General features: G+C 57.1%; 8 protein-coding genes. 5 read left to right on the top strand and 3 right to left on the bottom strand.

Annotated elements, in window-relative coordinates:
- Positions 1-71 precede the first annotated feature (71 nt).
- Together ABH912_RS17255 and ABH912_RS17250 are read left to right on the top strand one after the other, a co-directional pair.
- Positions 72-7,151 carry a TcdA/TcdB pore-forming domain-containing protein gene (locus ABH912_RS17255; RefSeq protein ID WP_429511217.1) on the top strand — a complete coding sequence of 2,360 codons (7,080 nt, stop codon included), beginning with the start codon at positions 72-74 and terminating at the stop codon, positions 7,149-7,151.
- A gap of 75 nt (positions 7,152-7,226) precedes the next feature.
- Positions 7,227-14,312 carry a TcdA/TcdB pore-forming domain-containing protein gene (locus ABH912_RS17250; protein WP_429511216.1) on the top strand — a complete coding sequence of 2,362 codons (7,086 nt, stop codon included), beginning with the start codon at positions 7,227-7,229 and terminating at the stop codon, positions 14,310-14,312.
- On the opposite strand, the gene ABH912_RS17245 is transcribed toward ABH912_RS17250, so the two are convergent.
- A complete protein-coding gene (locus ABH912_RS17245; RefSeq protein ID WP_007937197.1) occupies positions 14,281-14,877 on the bottom strand; it encodes a MarC family protein in 597 nt (198 codons plus the stop codon). The two genes, ABH912_RS17250 and ABH912_RS17245, sit on opposite strands and share 32 nt — an antisense overlap.
- A gap of 255 nt (positions 14,878-15,132) precedes the next feature.
- Between ABH912_RS17245 and ABH912_RS17240 the strand changes: the two genes are divergently transcribed.
- The 3 genes from ABH912_RS17240 (at position 15,133) to ABH912_RS17230 (ending at position 16,702) form a co-directional block, all read left to right on the top strand.
- Positions 15,133-15,924, top strand: a complete 792-nt coding sequence (locus tag ABH912_RS17240; protein ID WP_429511215.1) for a hypothetical protein — start codon at positions 15,133-15,135, stop codon at positions 15,922-15,924.
- Positions 15,925-15,979: 55 nt separating this feature from the next.
- Positions 15,980-16,279 (top strand): hypothetical protein, encoded by a 300-nt coding sequence (locus ABH912_RS17235; protein WP_429511214.1) that lies wholly within the window; start codon positions 15,980-15,982, stop codon positions 16,277-16,279.
- Positions 16,280-16,465: 186 nt separating this feature from the next.
- Positions 16,466-16,702 (top strand): hypothetical protein, encoded by a 237-nt coding sequence (locus tag ABH912_RS17230; RefSeq protein ID WP_429511213.1) that lies wholly within the window; start codon positions 16,466-16,468, stop codon positions 16,700-16,702.
- A gap of 30 nt (positions 16,703-16,732) precedes the next feature.
- On the opposite strand, the gene ABH912_RS17225 is transcribed toward ABH912_RS17230, so the two are convergent.
- A complete protein-coding gene (locus ABH912_RS17225) occupies positions 16,733-19,510 on the bottom strand; it encodes a response regulator (protein WP_429511212.1) in 2,778 nt (925 codons plus the stop codon).
- A 99-nt stretch (positions 19,511-19,609) separates the two neighbouring features.
- Complete coding sequence (purD, locus tag ABH912_RS17220) at positions 19,610-20,905, bottom strand: phosphoribosylamine--glycine ligase (protein WP_415758092.1); 1,296 nt, start codon at positions 20,903-20,905, stop codon at positions 19,610-19,612.
- Positions 20,906-20,946 lie beyond the last annotated feature (41 nt).

Raw genomic sequence — 20,946 nt, 5'->3', positions numbered from 1 at the left:
GTTGTTTGAGGTCGGATAGTTTCTGCATCTTGGTGGGTTGCCAGCATTTAATTTTTACAGGGAAGTAATTTATGGATGAGCAAGCAGTTAGCCGTGTGAACGGCTACGTCAATTTTATTGATCTTTTTAAATTGTCTGATCTTGAGCAGGCATTGCAGGAACATAAAGGTACCGACAAGTACGACGCGGTATTTCGGTATTACTTCGCGTGTATCGGCTTACTCGACTTTCCGAGAATGCTTCCACCGCTGGGTTTGCTGCGCGAGGCGCTTGAGACTTTTGTTGAACCCACGCGCCGGCGTCGACGTGCGGCGGGGGTGGAACCGTCAACAGCGCCGGAGGGTACTGCCACTCCGGGCCTGGCTGAAATCAGCAACAGGGTCGAAGGCTTTCACGCACGCCTGTCCGACAGCATCGAACAACTGACTTCTGTAGCAACCGAAGTACCGAAGAATATGCACTTCGTTTGGCTGGGGGGTGGCCTGGGGAACATTCAGCGCGACTACATTAATGTCTGGAAGAAGGTTCTGGTCGAGCAAGACTATGCCGTTAAACTCTGGTATGACAGCGATGCATTGTTGGCCTATGAAACCAACCGCATCATTGTCGAGGCCGCGAAGGCCGATGCGATGGTTAACGGTGGTCTGATCAGTCAATCGGCGATTGAACTTGGCGATAAGTATGAGGCGCGGGCCATCGTCCTCAAGCAACAAATGTTCGCGCATATCAAAAAATCAGTTGAGCACGGAATTAAAGCGGATGACGCCCGCATTGATCTTCTGGTACGTGGTTATGGCCAGAATGAAGCGCGCTTGAACGCCTTGAGGGACAAAAACAGTCAGAGTATTTCGGCATTGGGCGAGGGCGGTGTAGAGCTTTGCGATCTTGCGCAGAATGTAACGCCGCTGCACTTGCAGGCTATTTACGATCGGGAAATCAGCCTGCGTGGTAATTTTGCCGCCGCCTCCGATGTTGTGCGCATCGAGGCATTGAGGGGCGAAGGCGGAAGTTATGCGGATGTCGATAACCTGCCCCCCCTTCTGGAGAAGCTGGGCGACGTGGACATCAGTCAATTTGGTAGCGATGCGCGCCTGGGCGTGTTGCAGTTACTGCTTAATCACAACCCGGAATGGATGCCAGGTCGTGAGGCGTTAAAAAGTAAGTACACAAGCTACGTTGAGCTAATCCCCAAAGAACATCGCCCGGCACTGGAGCGTTTCGCTAAAAGTCGCCCGGATTTGAATAGCGTCTTTCACGCGCCCGCAGAACGCCTCGTTCGTCCGAACGGACTGCGAGCGGTTGCCGAACAGAACAGCCTGAGTAATGCGTTTCTAATGGCGCATCCCGGGTCGGCGATGTTGAACGCCGTTCTCGATCGCTTCAAACGCAACTACGAGATTGTCGATGCGACGGCCCGCTTGGCCATGGAGCGGCAAGTCGCCTTTATCGACGCCGAGGCCATGAGTGGTCTTGCGCTGGAAGTCGTCGAGAAAAAATTTGGTCCCATGCACCAATTGTCGCCGGAAGAAGAGCTGTCGCTCAGTTTTCTGGTTGAAGCCGCAGCGATTTACTACAGCGACGGCATCCGCCCTCAGAGCGAAGTGACCATCTATCTGACCGGGCCTGCGGCGATGCGCGATGCAATCGCGGACTACGCAAAAATGCATTTCACCCCTCGTGCATCTGACGCCTGGCGAGCGGATGTGGCTATTGTCGCCGCCGCAACGGTGAACCGGGCAACCGAGGAGGAGCTGGACCACTCCTGGAAAGAAAACGAAAGCGACACAGCCCAATGGCTCATTAAAGAAAAACAACGTTGGGAAGCCGGGCAGTTCAAAGCACGTTACGTGGGCAAAGTGGATCAGTTGTTAAAGAGTCAGACGATCCATTTCGACCATGGCTGGCCTGTCATCGAAGGTCGACATGTGTTGTCGACCGAATTACTGCAATCCCTGGCACAGCACCTTGGCGAACCGTTTTTGCGTGCGATGAGTCAGCGGACCACCGGTGGGGTGACTTTCGACAAGCCGTTGCAGCTGAGTTTTGACGAGCGTCAATCTATCCTCGCGCAAGAGATCGCGCTCCCGCCGTCGTTGGTCGGTGAGCCGGCAACAGCGGCTTTACCCCTGGATGAATTGCTTCACCGAATAGGTCGAGGTGCTTTGCAGGTTGAACAGCTTGACCCCCTGCAGCGGTTATTGATCGGTTCGTTGCTGGGCGCTAGGGCCATGGATCAGCGTAACTTTGATTACGTCAGCGCGCGGCTGGAAAACCTCGCCAACAACGTGTCTGAACTGGGCGTGTCTCACCGTTACGGGGCTATTGAACGGGAGCTGTTTAAAGAAAATCACCCAGCGTTCGTGGCGGGTTTGGCCAGTGCCTCGACGCCCACCGTAGCGTTGTCCGAGACCAGCATTGAGCTGAAGAAGCAGGCGCTCGGGCAGCCACTGACTTTGCTGCAATGGGGACGCCAGGTTGCCCGTATTCAGCAGATAGCAAAACTCGAATTCCGTGACCGTATTGGCGAGCGGATGACCGATGTGCTGGAAAGCTTCAATCACGGCAGTTTCAAGTTGGTCCCGCAGGACTTGTTGCTTCAGGGGGCCGGTGACCGTATCGCCGGGCGTTGTTACCCGTTGGCACTGGCCATGGCAGCGGCCATGAGTAAAGGGAGCGATGCGGCCAACATTCTGCGTGAGCGGTTCTACCTGGCGGTCATTGAACCCGACACCAGCGATTCCAAGGCGTTTGTGAGCATTCTCGAAGATTTACGCGATACCGACATCCATGACCTGGGTGGGGCGGTGGTGCGTTCCGATCTGACGCAAGTCATTGCGACGCTCGAAGGAAAAAACGGCACCAGCACGCTGATGCTCAACTCTGACAACCATTCCATGCTGGTGGCCAAAACGTCCAATGGCGGGCGCAGCACGTACCATTTCTACGATCCGAATTTTGGTGTTTTCGAATTTGATTCCGCCAAAGCGTTCAGCGAAGCGCTGACACATTTTTTCGTTCGACAGGAAATGGCCAGGCATTACGCAGCCTATGGAGAGCCTGCGCGTCCGACGTTTGATTTGATTGAAATCGACGCTACCCGACTCAATGAAAGGGTGCTGTCGTCGGGTGTCCAGGTGTCCAGTCTTTCCGAGTCGGGCAGCCTGCCTGAGCAGGCGCCTCGGGTAAGACAACGGCTGGCCAGCGCCCGTGGGCAGTCGCTGGTCAACAATGCGGTGCTGGGCAGTTCATTGCTGGAACTGGACGCGCACTGGTGGGGTGGGCAGATCGCGCAGGCGACTCGGCAGTTGCAGGAGCAACACGGGTTGCCACCGGGCGCTGTTGCGTTGTTCGAGACGCTGGAGATAACCCCGGCAGGAGAATACAAAATCAGTCTGGTCAACACCGATGCCGCGAAGAGCATTGTGCGTGTGACCACCGATGATCATCGACTCCTGAGGATTAAAAACTTCCTCTCGGAAACCTTCCATTCGTTAGCCGGTCGCCCGCGTGCACCGGTCAATTCGCATGATCCGACGGACGCCGGCAGCGTTCATACGCTAAATGCCGGTTTCACCATACAGGCCCTGATGAATGCGCTGCGTCATCACGAGAGTGCAGCGAGCGGTGGTGACAAGGCCCTGACCACCGCCATTCGCCTGCATGCCTACGTCAACTATGCCCAGCTGGCCCATGGCAATGTCGTGGATTTGATTGGCGTTGTGAAACTGGTGCGTCAGGCACTGGACGATGAAAAGCTGATCGCCCATACCAGCGCACCGTTGGTGCAAAAGGCCTTGGGGCACATCGCCAATGAAGGCGTCGGTACTGTGCTGGGGATGGTGAATGTCGGGTTTGATATTTATCAGTTAAGCCACGCCACCAATGACATTGAAAAGGCGCAGTTCGGAACGCAGTTGGCCTTTGACTACGCGAGTACGGTGGTAGGCGCAGCCGGCCTGGGTGCGGCACTGGCTGGCGCAGGTACAGTGGCCGGGGTGCTTGGGGGTGTCGGGGTGATTCTGGGCGGGCTGGCGGTGGGCGTTACGGCGCTGGCCGAAGGTTTTGCGACGATTGCGGAGGAAGCCAAGGAGGTCGCGCTGTTTTTTGATGGGCTTGAAAAGGCGTATGAACAAGGCGGTTATTATCTGGACAAGGCGTCGAATGCCTGGATTGCGCAACCCTTGCTGGTGTTTGCCGATTTGGATTTGCGCGCATCCACCGTCCATTTCGACAGTCCGAAACTGTTCCCGCTTCGGGACCATTTCGGGGTTCCGGATTTCGATGTGGATTACAACCGGGCCACCGATATTCGTCAGGGCCTTGAGTTGCCGGACTCGGCGCGTTTCTCGCCACAGGTCGGACAGACAATCGTTCTGCCCTGCAGACCCAGGACCTGGTACGGCTACCAATACAAGTTGCTGCCGTTTGTCACATTTCGTCATTCCGGCGGGTACGACACGGCACGTCGACTGGAGAAAAAGAACGAACAGGGGCAATGGCAGTTTCTGTTTTCGTTCTATTCGTTTCCTGGCGAGTACGTGGTCAACCGGCTGAACCCGGTCTACAAACCAACGGTATTCAATGTACGTCTCGATAACGTCGAGCGTTCACTGGCGGTACCTGCGCTGCCGAAGGCGTGGCATGGCCTGGTGTCCTACCGGATAGAAGGCGCAGGCGCTCAATGTTCCATGCTGCTCAATCCCGGGGTGAGCCTCGAGCTCGCCGCACCCGGTCACACTGCCATGCAATGGGTGCTGCTGACGCCTTGGCTGGCGGAGACAGACATCCAGATAGAAGCGGGGGGACGCCTTGTTTCCCAGACGCTGGATGTGACGTTCAGTGGCGGTGGCGTTCACCATGTATTGCTGAAGCTGGCGGGTAACAAAATCGTGCTTGTAGATCTTGCTGCCCGGCGGCTGGAGGTTGTCGAAGAAGAGGCCAATCCGGCCCTCGGGGAACTAGCGTTGCTGGATCACTTCAAGACACTGACCCATGAACATCGTCTGGCCACGTCTTACACCCCCGTTCGCAACTTCGTGGTGCCATTCGAAAAGCCGGACGAACCCAGGACGGTAGTCGCGTATTACGACTCGGCACAGGATCGTTTTCTGTACATCCGCGACCCGAATGAACTGTTGGCCGATGAGGCCGTGTTAGGGGCAGTGGTGGAGGGTTCGGCTTACTTCTATCACCCCGAGACTTTCTATGTCTGGCAGGTCGATGCGAACACCGGCACGCTGGTTCAGCGCTATCGTTTGCTGATCAGAGACGACCTGGAAATTGTCCGCTGCGAGGCTGTGACCAATGGCGGCATTCAGATCGTGCAGCAACTCACAGGAAAGGACGGCCATCGCGATGAACTGACCTATGTGATCCATGACCGGGCCGTGTTGCTCAGTTCGATCACCCTCTGTCAGGATCCTGCGCTGCAGGCTGTTTTGGAGGCTGACACGCTGACTGACTGGAAGCAGGTACTGGGCGACTATGTGCTGCTGGCAGAGTCCGCCAATACCGTTAACTGGCGTCCCGGTGCACTGGTTTCGATTTGTTGGCAGATCGATGACACGTGGCGGGATATGGTCTGGGTGCGCAACGGTGACGGGTTGATTATTCGTGCGCCTGCCAGGCGTCACCGCGAGCGGGGATGGGCAGACTCGATCAAGGCCTTGAATGAGCTTCTGCTCATCGCCCCTGCCGGTGCCGAGGGTGAAGTGTTCATTACCTACGACAAGCCTCACGCAAGGCTCGTGCGACAGCAAAGGTCGATGGTGGAGGGTCGCGCACAATGGTCGTCCAGAGAAATCGCCCCCCCTGGGTTGAACAATGTTATCGCCGTTGAACGGGACTATCTCGCCCTGACCGACGCTGGTCTGTTCTTTGACATTACACCGGACGGGAATCTGAGGTTTGGCGGGCTGACCGAGCACTGGTTCAAGGATAAAACCCAGTGGTGGTCGGCGCTGGCAACGGTTGCGTTGCAATACCCGGTGCCGAGTTTTGCCATCCTGGGTTTGGCCGGTTTCAAGGGCGGTTTGTGCGCCTGGTACCTGGGAGGGCGGCTGCTGCTCGCTGAAATAGGGTATGGCAAAGAAGTACGTTTGCTGAGTATTACTCCAGACAATCAGGCCACCTGGCTGTTTGATCTTTCAACCGGCAAGATTGTCCGTCAGGGCTTTATCGATCCAGACCACTTGAGCACCGCATTCGCCGAGGGAACGAAACTGTTAGTGGCTGAGGCATTACCAGCCCCGACGCAGGAATGGGCGAGCTGGACCTTTAGCGACGTAGCAGTGGAAGGCTCTGGCCTCAGGGCAACGACGCTTGAGGGCGTGGAGGTGGATTTACAACACTACGAACCGGCACGGATTACGGGCGTCAACAGCCATTGGGTCGCTGCACTGGAAGGTGAATTGAGTGAGGGGCTGGCGGCGCTAGCGAACGAACATAGATGCGCCGATTTTCTGTCCGTCAAAGACCCCGACTACCAACGGTGGTACGTGGTCCGGACCGGACGGTTGATCCGCGTTCCGAAGACCGCTATGGCTGCGCAATTCACGCTCGTCGGCACCCAGCATCAAACCAATGTGATGCTGCATGACCGCGCGGATGGTTTTTTGCACACCTACCCGCAAGACAACAGGGTCGGGCCGTTCGACTATGTCGAACGAAATACCGAAATACTGGTGGTCGAGGGAGCGAAAACGCATACGGACCTGCTCCCGTTGATTGCCGATGATGTCAGCATTCTGGTGCTCAAACTGGGTCAAGGTTCAACGACCTGTCGGCTTGCCAGAGCCGCATGGTTGAAACTTGAATCGGTCATTGTCGATTGCCGCCATTCGCTCGACCACTCGCCTTCGGTTCCGGGAAAACTGATCTGGGATATCGTGGTTGCGGATCAATTGTGGGCGAGCCGGGTCGATGAACACTTGGTGATTGTGGATACGGACAGTGGACACAGTTTGATCTTTCGCGACGTGTTCTCGACCGATGTCGTTTTGCAACGGAACGTATTTCTGGCGATGAGCGGCTATCAGTCCTTCGCAGTGTCAACACTGGTGAGTGCCCTGGTTGCCAGGAAAGGCAGTACGAGCAGTGTGTTACTCAAAGACATTTTGCCCACCGCAATAGTTGAAAAAATAGAAGATTGAGTTTTGACAGCTACTGACACATAGAGCCTGTTCGATGTGTCAGTGGCTGTCGGCTTTTTTCATATGGATATGAAAATGAAAAGTACACCGACCGGAACACTGAATCAGACTGACACTTTTTCCACGCCGTTTGATCGCAGCGAGTTGGAGGTTGCGTTGAGCAGCTTCAAAGAACTGCCGGAGCACGCAGCGGCCTTGCGTTACTTCGACGGTGCTATCGACGCGTCGAGTCCGGACGCCCAACTGACGCCGATAAGTCTATTGAAGGAAACGCTTGAATCAATAAACCCGAAAGGGTCGGCTGCCGCACTGCAAAAAGTCCGGGATAAATTGACGGACTATTTCCTGCGTTTGAGTACCACTGTCGAACTACTGAATACGGTCAAGCCCGCCCCCAAAAAGTTGCACTTTGCCTGGGTGGGCGGCGGCATTGGCGCTATTCAGGGAGACTACATCAATGTCTGGCGGCAAATGCTTGCCCCTCAGGGTTACAGCCTCAACCTGTGGTATGACAGCGAGGCTTTGCTGGCCCATGAGACCAATCGCATCATCGTCGAGTCAGCCAAAGCGCTGGGGACAACTTCTGCGCCACCAGGAACAGTCGATACGCCTGCTGCGCTGGCTCGTCGTTACATCGAGAGAGCTCGAGTATTGCGACAGCAGATGTTCAATCATATCCAGTCCGCCATCCAGGCTGGCGGGAGCGCCGATCAGGCGCGAATCGATCTTTTAGTGAGTGCCTACGGCCAGGATAAAGGTGCGCTCACGGCCCTCAAGGCGCGCAACCTTCAGTCCCTGGCGCGTGAGGGCGTCGCACTTCGAGACCTGCGAGTTCAGCTTATCGATCAACCGTTGTTCGATATTTATGAGCGTGAAATCTCTTTTCGTACCAACCTGGCGGCGGCGTCCGATATCACGCGTCTACAGGCTGTGAATCTCGAGAGTGGAACCTATCTTGATGCTGATTTGCTGCCGTCTCTGCATAAAGTGCTCGGGGGTGTGGATCTCGCCGCCTTCAGTGCCGAAGAACGCATAGGTGTGATGCAGGTATTGTTTGATCACAACCCGACAATACTTCCGAATAGGGGGCAGGCCTATGCGGATTTTCGCCCCAAGGTGCCTGAACAACACAGAGAGGCGATAACAGCATTTGCCAAAAGCATGCCGTCGCTCAGCGATATTTTTGCCCCGTTCAATGACGTCATGGTGGCGTCGAACGGTCTGCGTGTCGGTAATAAAAACACGCCTGATTCGATGACGAATCAAATCAAGACGCCATTCAACGGATTATCCAATGCCCTGTTGAGTGGTCATGCGGGTTCTGCGCAACTCGCCGCCGTCATGGAAAAAATTCGCAGCAACTATCAGTTCCTGGACCAGGTAGTTGCGCAGGCGTTGAGCAGCAATGTATCGCTTCAGGATCGCCAGGCATTCCCCGATCTGATTATCCGGGAGCTGGAGAAACAACACGGTCCGATTTCAACCTGGAAGGCGAATCTGCAAAGCCTCAACAGTTTTTTGCAGGCCATCAATGACTATGATGCCGATGGCATCAAATTCGGTGCCCAATCGGCCATTGCGATGAGCGGACCGACGGCGGTATCCAGCGGTTTGAGTGACTTTGTCGAAGACCATGCGGTACTTCAAAGCCGCCAACTGATTAGCGACAAGGTTGACCTGTTCGACGGCTTTAACCTCGCCACCGAAGAAGAAACCCATCACAGCTGGAAAGACAATGCCAGGACTGAGGCGGCCTGGTTCGAGCTTGAAACAACAAAAGGGAGCCAGGGCGGCTATAAGGCCCATTTCAAAGGCAACATCACTGAGCTGCTTAAAGGTCAGCTGATGACGTTTGAAAAGGGTTGGCCTGTGATTGAAGGCCGGCCGGTTTTACAGACCGACATCTTGCAGCAATTGATGGATGACCTGGGAGGCCCCTTCATCCGGGCCATGAACGAAAAACTCAGCGGCGACCTGAGCTTCGATAAGCCTTGGTCCGTGAGCTTCGATGAGCGTCAGCGGATCCTGGCGCAAGACCGTGTCGGACTTCCGGTCTCGCACGGTTTTGAGCCGATCGGCAATCTGAATGAAATGATCGTTCGCATTGGTCACGGCTCTCTGCCACTTGATCAGTTGAGCCCGGTGCATCGAGTGTTACTCGGCGGGCTGTTCGGCGCGCAGACGCTGGATAATGCCGGATTCGACGGTGCCTGGCAGCACACCCGAACCCTCGCGCAGAGCACCGTCGATCTCGGTTTCGCCCAGCGTTATATGGCCATCGAGCAGGCCTTGTTCGCCCGCAGGAATCCTGCATTCGAAGCCGGGTTTGCCGCTGCCCAGGCAACGGTTGAGCCATCGAAGAACAGCGCTCAGGTGCTCAAGGCCCTTGCGTTCGAGACGCCGTTGACCTTGCGCCAATGGGGCGAGCACATGGCCCGCATCAGGTTTCAGGCCCAATACGAATTGCGCCACCACATCTTCCAGCGCAGCGCCACGGTGTTGGAAACCTTCATCGCGCAAGGTGCTTCGACGGGGAGGTTGATGCCTCAAGGATTACTGGTCAGGGGTGAAGGCGATCCCGGAATGCGCTGTTATCCACTGGTGTTGGCCATGGCGGCGGCCATCGAAAAAGGCCCCTCGGCCGTGGACGCTTTGAGCGGCAGGTTGGCCAATGCCAACCTCGCTCCTGATGCTAATGAAACCCATGCATTTGTGCGCACCCTCGATGAGCTGCGAACTGTGCCAATGGCGCAGTCGGGCACTTTATTGGGGGCATCCCGGCTGGACCAGGTCATGCAGACACTGGAAGCCAGGACGTCCACCAGTACCTTGATGATCAACACCGAAAGCCATTCCCTGCTGGTGGCAAAAATCGTCGACGGCGAGTCGAGTACCTACCGCTTCTACGATCCGAATTTCGGTGTCTTCGGATTTGACCAGGTGCAGGACCTGCACCGTGGGCTTGAGCAGTTTTTGAGCATCCCTGAACTGGCCAAACTCTATGAGATCAGTCACCTGACGGAAGCGACGTTCAACGTCATCGGCCTCAAGGGCTCACGTATCGCCGATCTGACCCTACCGTCGCAGATCAATGTGTCGGGGTTGCTGAGCCATGATCCGATCAGCACCGGTGTAACGGTGGCACCCTGGGAACATCACGCTGCGTTACGGGCTCGATCATTGTCGGAGAATGCCCGACTGGGGCGTGGACTGAACGAACTGGACGCTCGTCACTGGGCGCAGCAGATTCAGCGCAGCGCTGATCGCCTGCACACGGAAAGTAACCTTGGGCGAGACTTTGCTCCGGTGTTCGACAGTGTGCGAGAGGTGTCTGGTGGGCGCTATGAAATCAGCCTGGTCAATCTCAAGGACCCCTCGCGCACCGTCAGGGTATCAAGCACTGATGGAGTTCTGTCGCGGATCCGCTCCTACCTGACGGAGACCTTCCAGACATTGTCGGTCAAGCCGTCGGTACCGGGTAAGTTTGACCCGACCGATGTCAGCGCCGTGCATACCTTGAATGCGGCTTTTACGGTTCAGGCGCTGCTGGTGGCGCTCCAGTCCCATGAGCAAATCAGCGACATCAATGAAGACCGCAGCCTGACGACTGCCGTGCGACTGCACGGTTACCTCAGTTACGCGCAACTGGCCCATGGCAATCTGCTCGACATCGTGGATCTGGTGAAACTGTTCAGGGTGGCATTAAACGATGCACCGCTGGTGGCCCGGACCACCTCCTCGGTAGTGGTCAACGCGCTGGGACATATTGCCAGGGATGGTTTGGCCACGGTGATGCAACTGGCGACTCTGGGTTTCGATATCTACCTGTTGGCCAATGCCAAGGACGATCTGCAACAGGCGCAATACGGCACGCAGTTGGCGTTCGATTCGGCGGGGTTGGCACTGTCTGTGGCCGGCATAGGCGCCGGCCTGGCCGGTGCCAGTACGGCGGCTGCGTTTCTTGGCGGGGCCGGTGTGATTCTGGGCGGGTTGGCCATTGGCGTGAGCGCGCTGGTCGAAGGGTTCAACGGCACATTGGAGCGAGGACGGCGGATCGGTCAGTACCTGAATCGCGTCGATAGGGCGTATCGCTCGGGCGGTCACTCGATCAGGGAGGGCGTGTTTTATCCGAATCCTTATGCGGTCATCCATGAGATTGATTTACGCAACCAGCGACTGACATTCGGCAGTCAGGAAATTTTATCGGCCAACACCTCCACGCTGCACCCGCCGAATCACAACCTTGATCGTTCGAAAGCCATCAACATTCGACAACACCTCGGGTTGCCAGAGCATGCGGACATTGGCGATTTGACGACCTTTCAGGCCGTTGTCCTGCCGTGTGTGGCCAACACCTGGTTCGGTTTCGATTACTCGGCCCTGCCGTTTTCGACCACGCGTTCCGAGCATTTTGATACGGCGCTGAAGCTGGAGTACGACGCAGCAGGCAATCGCCAGTTCTGGTTTACCTTTTACAAGTTCCCCTCCGAATACATCATGCGCGACTTGAATCCGATAGAAGTCGAGACGACGATCAGTGTCTTGCTGGATCAGGAACCGCGTTCGTTGCTGGTGCCCGAGCTGCCAAAAATGTTGCGCGGCAAGCTGTCTTACAGGATTGAAGGGGTGGGTGGTCATTGCGCGCTGACCCTCGCTTCGGGCGTGCGTTCGGTGAATCTGTCACTGGCACAGAAGGCTCGCCCCATGGCCTGGACGCTGCGTGCGCTCTGGTTGAGCGAAGAGGATATCGTTGTCGGCGAAGGTCTTTTGAAGGTAGGGGATGTCGACGTTCTCGTCATGGGTACGCCTGAACTGGTTATCCAGACTTTGCATCAGTCGTTTCGAGTCAACTGGGCGAAACAGCAGTTGCTGCTCGAAGAGCTGGAGAACGATCCGACTGGCGACTCGGCGATGATCCAGGCCCGAGTCAGGAAGCTGGGCCGCGCCAATCGTTTGGCCAGTCCGTTCACAGCGGTACAGCATTTCCCGGTTCCGTTCGCAGACCCACAAGAACCACAACTCACCACGGCTTTTTATGAGCAGGCCCGTGATCGTTTTATCTACGCTCGCGACCTCCCATCAGCACTGGCGAACCAAGCCAGGCTAGGTGCGGTTGTGGGTGGGCAGGCGTATTTCTACTGCTCCCAGGAAGCACTCATCTGGCGCTCTGACGTGGTCACCGGGCGGGTTAATCGATTCTACAGGCTGATGGATCCGGTGCCCGGTTCGAGCATTTCGGTGTTCCAGGTCCTGGGGCAGGGGATCATGCGGATTGTCCAGCAAGTGACCCAGCGCACCGGGCGTGAAGCCGAGGTGGTCTACCTGTTGGGTGAAGACGAAGTCTTGCTGCTGGCGATTGCAGGTCATCTGACCGACCGTCAGCAAGACCTGATGCTCAAGAGCGCCATGCCAGGGTGGTCGAATTTCTTGTGGGATTACGAACTGTTGGTCAAGGACTCGAAGCTCAGGCCTTTGACCCAAGTGAAAGTCGTGGATTATCAGCCCGCGGCGTTTGTCTCGATAACACCGTTGACCCAGGGCAGAAAGGAACCGGTCAGCACGTGGGTCCGTGCTGCCGATGGCCTGCTGATTCGTCCCAATGTGCCGCAGATCGAGGGGCCGGGCGGCGCGGTCAGCCCGATGTTGCTGACACCCGCGACCAGCACGGGCGATACCGTCCTGTTCTTTGACAAGCACAATCGGACCCTCTATCGCCAGAAGATCGGAATGACCGTCACCGGTGTGGATGCCCAGGCTGAGCCTGTCGGGCCCAAGAGTGTGATTGACGTCATCGCCAATGAAAAACGCTACGTTGCGTTGACCGGGAACGGACTGTATTTCGACATCAACGAGCAAGGGCAGTCGCAGCTGGCCGGAGTCTCCGAAGACTGGCTGGAGGATGCCAGAGGGCCGTTGGGCATTGGCTTTGAGTTTTGGACCGACGTCGAGGCGCTTGCGAAGGCGCATCAAGCGTCGAGCTTTTCGATTCTTGGTCTGGGTAACGGCGTACGGGATGAAAAACTGTGTGCCTGGTACGTCGACCATCGATGGCTGATTGCTGATGTCGGCCCCGGCAAGGTCGTGCAGTTGGTGGCAACGTCACCAGATGAGGAGGCGGGTTGGCTGCTGGATGTTTCCGTCGGGCAACTTTACCGCCAAGCGTACCTTGAGCCTGAAAAACTGCCGACACTCTTTGATAATGGTCTGGAGCTTCTGCGGCAGGACCTGGTGCCTGAGCCACAAAAGGTCTGGCCAAAATGGTCTTTTGCGCAGGTATGGACACATGGCACCGGTCTGCGAGGGCGAACGCTTGAAGGGGTTGAGCTCGAGATGATGTTCGGTGAGCCGGCACGTATTGTCGGCGTCACGGGAGACTGGGTTCTGGCGCAACAGGGGACGAATGCCCCTAACGATGAAGGGGTGAGGCAAGCGTTGAAGGCGCTGCTGAGCAAGCATCCCCACGAAGCATTTGTATCGGTTGGCGGTAACTCGGGCTACCAATGGTACGTCGAGGACATCGATCGTGTGGTGGGTGAGATCAATACGAGCGTGGAAACCCGACTGCTGGGTGTTCGAAACAAAACGGTTGCCTTGTTACATGAAACGCCCAGCCAACTGACATACAGCGCTTCGAGGGACGTGTGGCTGGAGAACAGCGTTGCCCGTCGTGAAGCTGAGGTGTTGATGCTGGAATTTCAGGGTGAACTCAATGACGTTATGCCGTTGATACCTGACGGCGTTACCCAGTTGATCTTGAGTTATGGGCCCAGGGCGATCAGTTGCAGCGTATCGAGCACTGTCTGGCAGCGGCTTGAATGCATCGTGGTTGATTGTCGTCGTTCGTTGAGTGCCGGGTCACTGATGCCTGGCACATTGATTCTGGATACGGGGGCGCAGGATGCGTGGCGGGTCAGCCTGGTTGAAAGGCAGTTGGTGCTCATTGACCCGAATACCGGACACAGCCTGATCTTGCGCGATCACTCCGACGATTTGGCCGAACGCCGTTCGATGAATCTGAGTCTGCAGGTTCATGGAACCACAATGACCGTAACCCTTGATGAGTTAGTGCCGGCACTGGCCATCGATGGCGAGGACAGGCAGCTCGCCGCGCTAATGACGAAGGTGGGCGTCACGGAACCAGATAGCCCTTCACTCCGGTAAAGATGATCTGCGCCGCCAATGCGCAGACGAACAACCCCATCAACCGGCTGACGATCTGCAAGCCCTGGTCACCGAGAATCCGCTCGATACGGTTGGACAAATAAAGCACCACGCCGACCGTGAAACTGGCCAGGGCAATGCTGAGAATGGCCGTGAGTTTGTCGTCCCAATGCGGCTGACTCACGCCCATCACCAGCAAGGCGCCGATGGTGCCGGGGCCGACCGTCAGGGGAATCGTCAGTGGGACGATGGTCACGTCCTGCTGCACGTTGTCGGTCTGCACGGCCGACTTGCCCTGGGCCATGCCCAGCGCCGAGATGAACAACACACTGCCGGCACCGATGCGGAACGCGTCCACGGTGATGCCGAAGACACTGAAAATCACTCGCCCGAACAGATACAGCAAGACGCTGGAGACCAGGGTGGCTGTTGCCACTTTCCAGGCCAGTCGGCGTTGTTCCTTGCGTGAATAACCGCGAGTCAGGCTGATGAAGCAGGACAACACGAAGAACGGGCTGTAGAGCACCAGCATCTTCAGGTAAACGCTGAACAACACGTGGAGCATGGTTTCGGCTCGCATCAGGAGAGGGATGACGGGGAGTCTATCAGTCAGTTAGTTGCTTGTGGATTTGAGTTGTGGCGTACGCGCCAATTAATTTTTTTGTCGGGTGTTGTTATAGCCTGGTGGGCGTCTTGTAAGTTGCATTGTTTGGTTGGTTTTAATGTTACAGGTTTGAGTTTGTAGTTGTTCGGTTGTTTGATTATTGTTTTATCGCAAGTTCATGAGGAACTTGTCTGATATTTTTATAAGGAGTTCGTTATGTACAATAAAGCTATTCGTGAAAGTTATGTTGCGGCCTGTATTGAAGCGATTGAAGAGTGTGAGCTCGATGAACAGGTGATTATTCGTCCTCGTGGCATGAAGGTTGTGGGCGACGAGATTGAAGCGCCGTCGAAAGGCTCTATTGTGGGTGAAGGCACGTTGGGCTTTGCTGGCAAACTCAGTGTCGAAAACAAGTCGGATGCTGAAAACGCCTTTCTCTTTGCAACCCGTGCAGCGAACAAACAATACCCGCAAGAACATCAGGGCAAAGAGTGGTATTTGAGGTTCCGGGAAGTCATGACAATCGCAGGCTGGACGCCTGTCAGCAAGTACTACAATGGCCTCCAAGTCGAGGGCACCAGCGTGCGGATGGACAAACTGGTGCTGGAGATTCTCGGTTCGGTGGTTGCCGGCGTTGCATTGCCTGGTCCGTCGACCGCGTTGATGCTCAAGGTCGCGGGGGATGCGATCGCTGCCCTGCAAAAGCGTGACACGGCTGCCCTGACTGTTTATGAGCGAAATCTGCTGGAACAGGGCGTAGGCGGAATCTCGGCCGGCGCGTGTGTCGAAGTCGAAGGTGAAGGCATCATGGCCGTCGGTACAGTGCGTTTTCTTCGCAAGAACTACTCGACCAAAGTGATGTTCGTTGATGTGGATGTCCGTAATGTGAGCCTGTATCGCGGCGAAACAGTATTTGCCAAAAATACATTCGTCGCTGACTCAGTTCGTGAATCGGTCAAGAGCAAGCTGATCCCGCATAAAAATCAAATCGCAAATATTGACGTCTAACTGATTTAAATCGGCAGCCGATTATCGGCTGCCTTGTTGTTGTCGCGGAGTTTATATGAGTGACGAGTATTCTTTGTTGATCGTTGGGGCGGGTGTCTTGCTAGTTCCTGCAGCGCATGAGCTGGGTCGTTATAATGATTTAATCGACTCCCTGTTGTTGGCGCAATTGGTTGCCAACAAGAAGATCGAAAAAGCACCGCATATTGACTGGTACAACGCCTATGTAGAATTTCTGGATGACTACTGGCTGCGACATTCAAGAGCAAGACAGGAATGGCCTGTCGCACAAGATAGCGTCGAGTGTGTCGGCGACTGGGTCATCGCATCGTTGTTCAAAGATGCTGCGAACAAATGAGGCGCAGCGGCTGCAACGTTGCAGCGGCTGACAAGGCTGTCCGGCACCGAACCCGCAATGGGGTTGCTGCGCGGGCACATGCAGAAAATTTCCACGGGGGAGCCTGGGGATGTGCTTTCACCCGCCATGGCTGTGCGTTTGCTAGTGGTTGTAGCGTACACGCCGACATCCGTCACAAGCGTGTACATGGAACTTAAGACTGACCAGGGCCTCGACTCCAACCCGTTGGCCCAGCGCTATCAAGCCAAGGATATACGAGGCAGTGTTTGCATGCGCTACGCCGGCGCCAACCTATCCGAAACACTCTACAGCCCCGTGCGCGACGCCATTGCCTTGAAAGTCAAAGACAGGCTTGAGGACAACGTTGCGATGTTGACACTGACCGATGAAGGTTCGGACAAAGGGATCTGCGCTGCAGATTGAGTCCTGGTCGAGCAGGCGCCACACGCCTGCTCAAAAGGTCGAGGCCGTGCGGTTCTGCTGATCGCGCTGGGCCACCCAATGCTCTATCAGGTCACGCAGTTGCGACAGCTCTACCGGTTTGGCCATGTGCCCGTCCATGCCGGCCTGGCGCGCGCGCTCTTTATGCTCGGCAAGGATGTGCGCTGTCAGCGCCACCACCGGCGTGCGAATCCGCTGATTACCGACTTCCCAGGCACGCAATTGCTGAGTCGCGGAGAAGCCGTCGAGGATCGGCATTTCGCAGTCCATCAGGACCAGGTCATAGCGCTGGGCTTTCATCGCCTGCAAGGCTTCTTCGCCATTGCTGGCGGTGTCCGGTTGCAGGTTGAGCTTGCCTAGCATGCCGCGAATCACTTTGGTCGAGATGCTGTTGTCTTCGGCCACCAGGATGCGGAAATCGCTTGGCACCTTCACCGGTAAAGTCGGACCGGTGGGCAGGTGCTGCGAGATGGACAGGCCCTTGTTTCGCTGGTTCAGCTCATCGGCCAACGTTGTCTTGAGGGTGTAGCCGGCCACCGGTTTGGCGAGGATGCGTTTGATCCCCGAGTTGCGCGCGATGATCTTGCTGGGCGCATTGCTGATGCCGGTGAGCATGATCAGCAGGATGTCGTGGTTCAGGCTCGGGTCTTCCTTGATCTTGGCGGCCAGTTGCATGCCGGTCATACCGGGCATGTTCTGGTCCAGCAGGACCACGTCGAAGTAATCGCGCAAGTGAGCCTTGGTGCGCAGCAGCGCCAGCGCTTCCTTGCCGGACGCTACGGCACTGACATTCAGGCCCCAGGCGCTGCACTGTTGCACCAGCACTTTGCGACACGTGTCGTTATCGTCCACCACCAGTACTCGTGCACCCTGCAGCGGGCCATCAAGGTCCGACGTCGGGTGTTCGAGGCGGTCAGGGTCCAGCGGCAGGGTCAGCCACAAGGTGCTGCCCTGGTTGGCGCCGCTCTTGACCCCGAACTCCCCTTGCATCAAGCGAATCAGCTGACGGGCGATCACCAGCCCCAGGTTGCCTCCCAGACGAGTGGCCGAGAGGAAGTGCTTGCTGTGCAGTTCGGCGTGCATCAATGCGTCGCGCTCTTCGGCGTCCATTGGCTCGCCGCTGTCCTGCACGGCAATGCGCAAGCGAGGTTTGGCACTGCGCTCATCGAGCGCGACGACGATCAGGATTTCGCCTTCGTCGGTTTTCTTCAGGGCGTTTTCCAGCAGGCTCAGCAGGGTCTGACGCAGGCGCGTCGGGTCACCGCTGATGACGCGCGGCACTTGCGGCTGGATAAAGCTGATCAGCTCGACGTTCTGCTGTTCGGCCTTGGCGCGGAAGATGCTCAGGCAGTCTTCGATCAGTGCGTTGAGGTCGAACTGCACATCGTCCAGTTCGATCTGCCCGGACTCGAGTTTGGAGATGTCGAGAATCTCGTTGATCAGTGTCAGCAGTTCGTTGCCGGCACTGTGGATGGTCTGTACATAGTCGCGCTGCTTGACCGAGAGCGGCGTGCCCAGCAGCAGCTCGGTCATGCCCAGCACGCCATTCATCGGGGTGCGGATTTCGTGGCTGATTTTTGCCAGGAATTCGGCCTTGGCGTTGATCTCGGCGTTGCTGGCGGCCAGGTCGCGGCTGACGCTGAAACGGTCTTCGGTGATGCGGCGCTGACGTTCGCTCAGTGCAATGCTCATCAACACGCCGCTGATGCAGATCAACCCCAGCAGCGTCATGATCAAGCCCTGCGGTGCGACCAGGGTCAGCCCCAGCAGTGCCGGCAACATGATCAGGGTGCCAATGTTGAACACCACCATCGCCGCGACGAACAGGCGCGCCGGGCGATAACCTTTTTGCCAGTGATAGGCGCTGACGAACAACATGCTCAGGCCTGCCAGGGCGACCAGGGCGTAGGTCATGATGTTCAGCGGCAGCGTGTTGACGAACAACAGCAGCAAGCCGCAGACCACGATGAACAGAATGTCCCCCAGCAGCAGCTTGTTCAGCGGGTGCGGGCCGAGTGGGGCGAAGAAGCGATAGGCGAACATCAGGCCGCACGGCGCCGTCAGCAGCAAGGCGAGGTAGGCGCCGGGTGTCTGTACTGCGTGCCAGTTCGGCAGCCATGGCCCTGCCAGATTCAGCAACAGCAACAGGCTGAGCATCAACAATGCTTCGCATCCGGCCAGCCAGAGACTGCTGCGTGAGCGGGTATAGGCGTAGCGGACGAGGCTGTGCAGGATCAACATCGAGATACAGCCGAACAATAGTCCGTAGATCAGCGTCTGATTCTGATTGGCCGCGGTCATGACCGCCGACTGCAGGGTGATGTAAGGCCGCAACTGATGATCGGAGACCAGTCGCAGGTAAACGTCGAGAGGTTTTTCGTTTTGCGGCAGCGGCAACATGAAGTCGCGGCTGGGCAGTGGCCGTTCAGCCTGGGGCTGGTCGGTGCCGGTGTTCAGTTGCTCGATCAGCGTGTCGCCGTCCAGCACATACAGATTGAGGTGCGACAGGTCGGGAGCGAACACCCGCAGCAACTGTTCATGCTTGCCGGGAGCGAGTCTGAAACGCAGCCATAACGCGCCATCGGGCTCGGCGGCAGTGAGGCGGTCGAGTTCAATGGGGCTGAATTGATTGGTGTAGCGAGCGGAACGGATGTCGCTGAGCTGCAGGTCACCCTGTTCGTCGAGCAATACCGCCCAGCCACTGCCTTGCGCGGCCTGGGCCGGGAGCATCATGCAGAGCAAGGTCAGCAGAGTGACGGTGAATCCTATGGCAATCCTGAGCCAGCGCACGGCGAAATCCCTTCGTAGGTTAATGCCAGAATATAACTATGCGCGGCACCGGAATAGTCCGGCAAGGGCCCGAAGCCCTTGCCTGGCCGAATGGCGTTCTTATTCCTGATTTTCGCCACGCTCGCGGGCAATGGCACGGTAGCCAATGTCCTTGCGATAGAAACAGCCTTCCCAGTCAATTTTGGCCGCCAGCTTGTAAGCCTGCTGCTGAGCGGCATCGACGCTGGCACCCATTGCCGTGGCGCAGAGCACCCGGCCACCGGCCGTCACCACTTGACCGTCCTTGAGTGCCGTGCCGGCGTGGAAGACTTTGCCTTCCAGTGCCGCCGCTGCATCGAGACCGTTGATGGCAACGCCTTTAGCGTAGTCACCAGGATAGCCGCCAGCCGCCAGCACGATGCCGACGCTCGGACGCGGATCCCATTGTGCTTCGACCTTGTCCAGGGCTTGCGCCAGCGCCGCTTCGACCAGCAACACCAGGCTCGACTGCAAACGCAGCATCACCGGTTGGGTCTCAGGGTCGCCGAAACGGCAGTTGAACTCGATAACTTTTGGGTTACCGGCTTTGTCAATCATCAGGCCGGCGTACAGGAAACCGGTGTAGACGTTGCCTTCTTCGGCCATGCCGCGCACGGTTGGCCAGATCACCAGGTCCATGACGCGCTTGTGCACTTGCGCGGTCACGACCGGGGCAGGGGAGTAAGCACCCATGCCGCCAGTGTTCGGACCGGTGTCGCCGTCGCCGACGCGTTTGTGGTCCTGGCTGGTGGCCATCGGCAATACGTTCTTGCCGTCGACCATGACGATGAAGCTGGCTTCTTCACCGTCCAGGAACTCTTCGATCACTACGCGCGAACCGGCGTCGCCGAATGCGTTGCCCGCGAGCATGTCGCGTACGGCGTCTTCGGCTTCGGTCAATGTCATGGCAACGATCACGCCTTTGCCGGCGGCCAGGCCATCGGCCTTGATCACGATCGGTGCGCCTTTTTCACGCAGATAAGCCAGGGCAGGCTCGATCTCGGTGAAATTCTGGTAGTCGGCGGTCGGGATCTTGTGGCGCGCCAGGAAGTCCTTGGTGAAGGCTTTCGAACCTTCCAGCTGAGCAGCGCCAGCGGTCGGACCGAAGCAATCCAGACCGCGGGAGCGGAACAGGTCGACGACACCAGCGACCAGCGGCACTTCCGGGCCGACGATGGTCAGGGAAACATTTTTCTCGGCGAAGTCTGCCAGCTGTTCAAGGGCCAGCACGTCGATAGCGACGTTCTCGCACTTGGCTTCAATGGCGGTGCCGGCGTTGCCCGGAGCCACGAAAACTTTCTGCACGCGCGGATCCTGAGCCACTTTCCAGGCCAGGGCGTGTTCACGGCCACCGCTGCCAATGATCAAAACATTCATTTCAAAAACCTCGGATGACGCTAATTCTGTGGAGCACCGCA

Source organism: Pseudomonas sp. BT76 TE3572, from assembly GCF_050435365.1.
Lineage (GTDB): Bacteria > Pseudomonadota > Gammaproteobacteria > Pseudomonadales > Pseudomonadaceae > Aquipseudomonas > Aquipseudomonas fluorescens_W.
The sequence above is the reverse complement of the archived record's forward strand: the minus strand, read 5'-3'. Positions and strand labels throughout refer to the sequence as shown.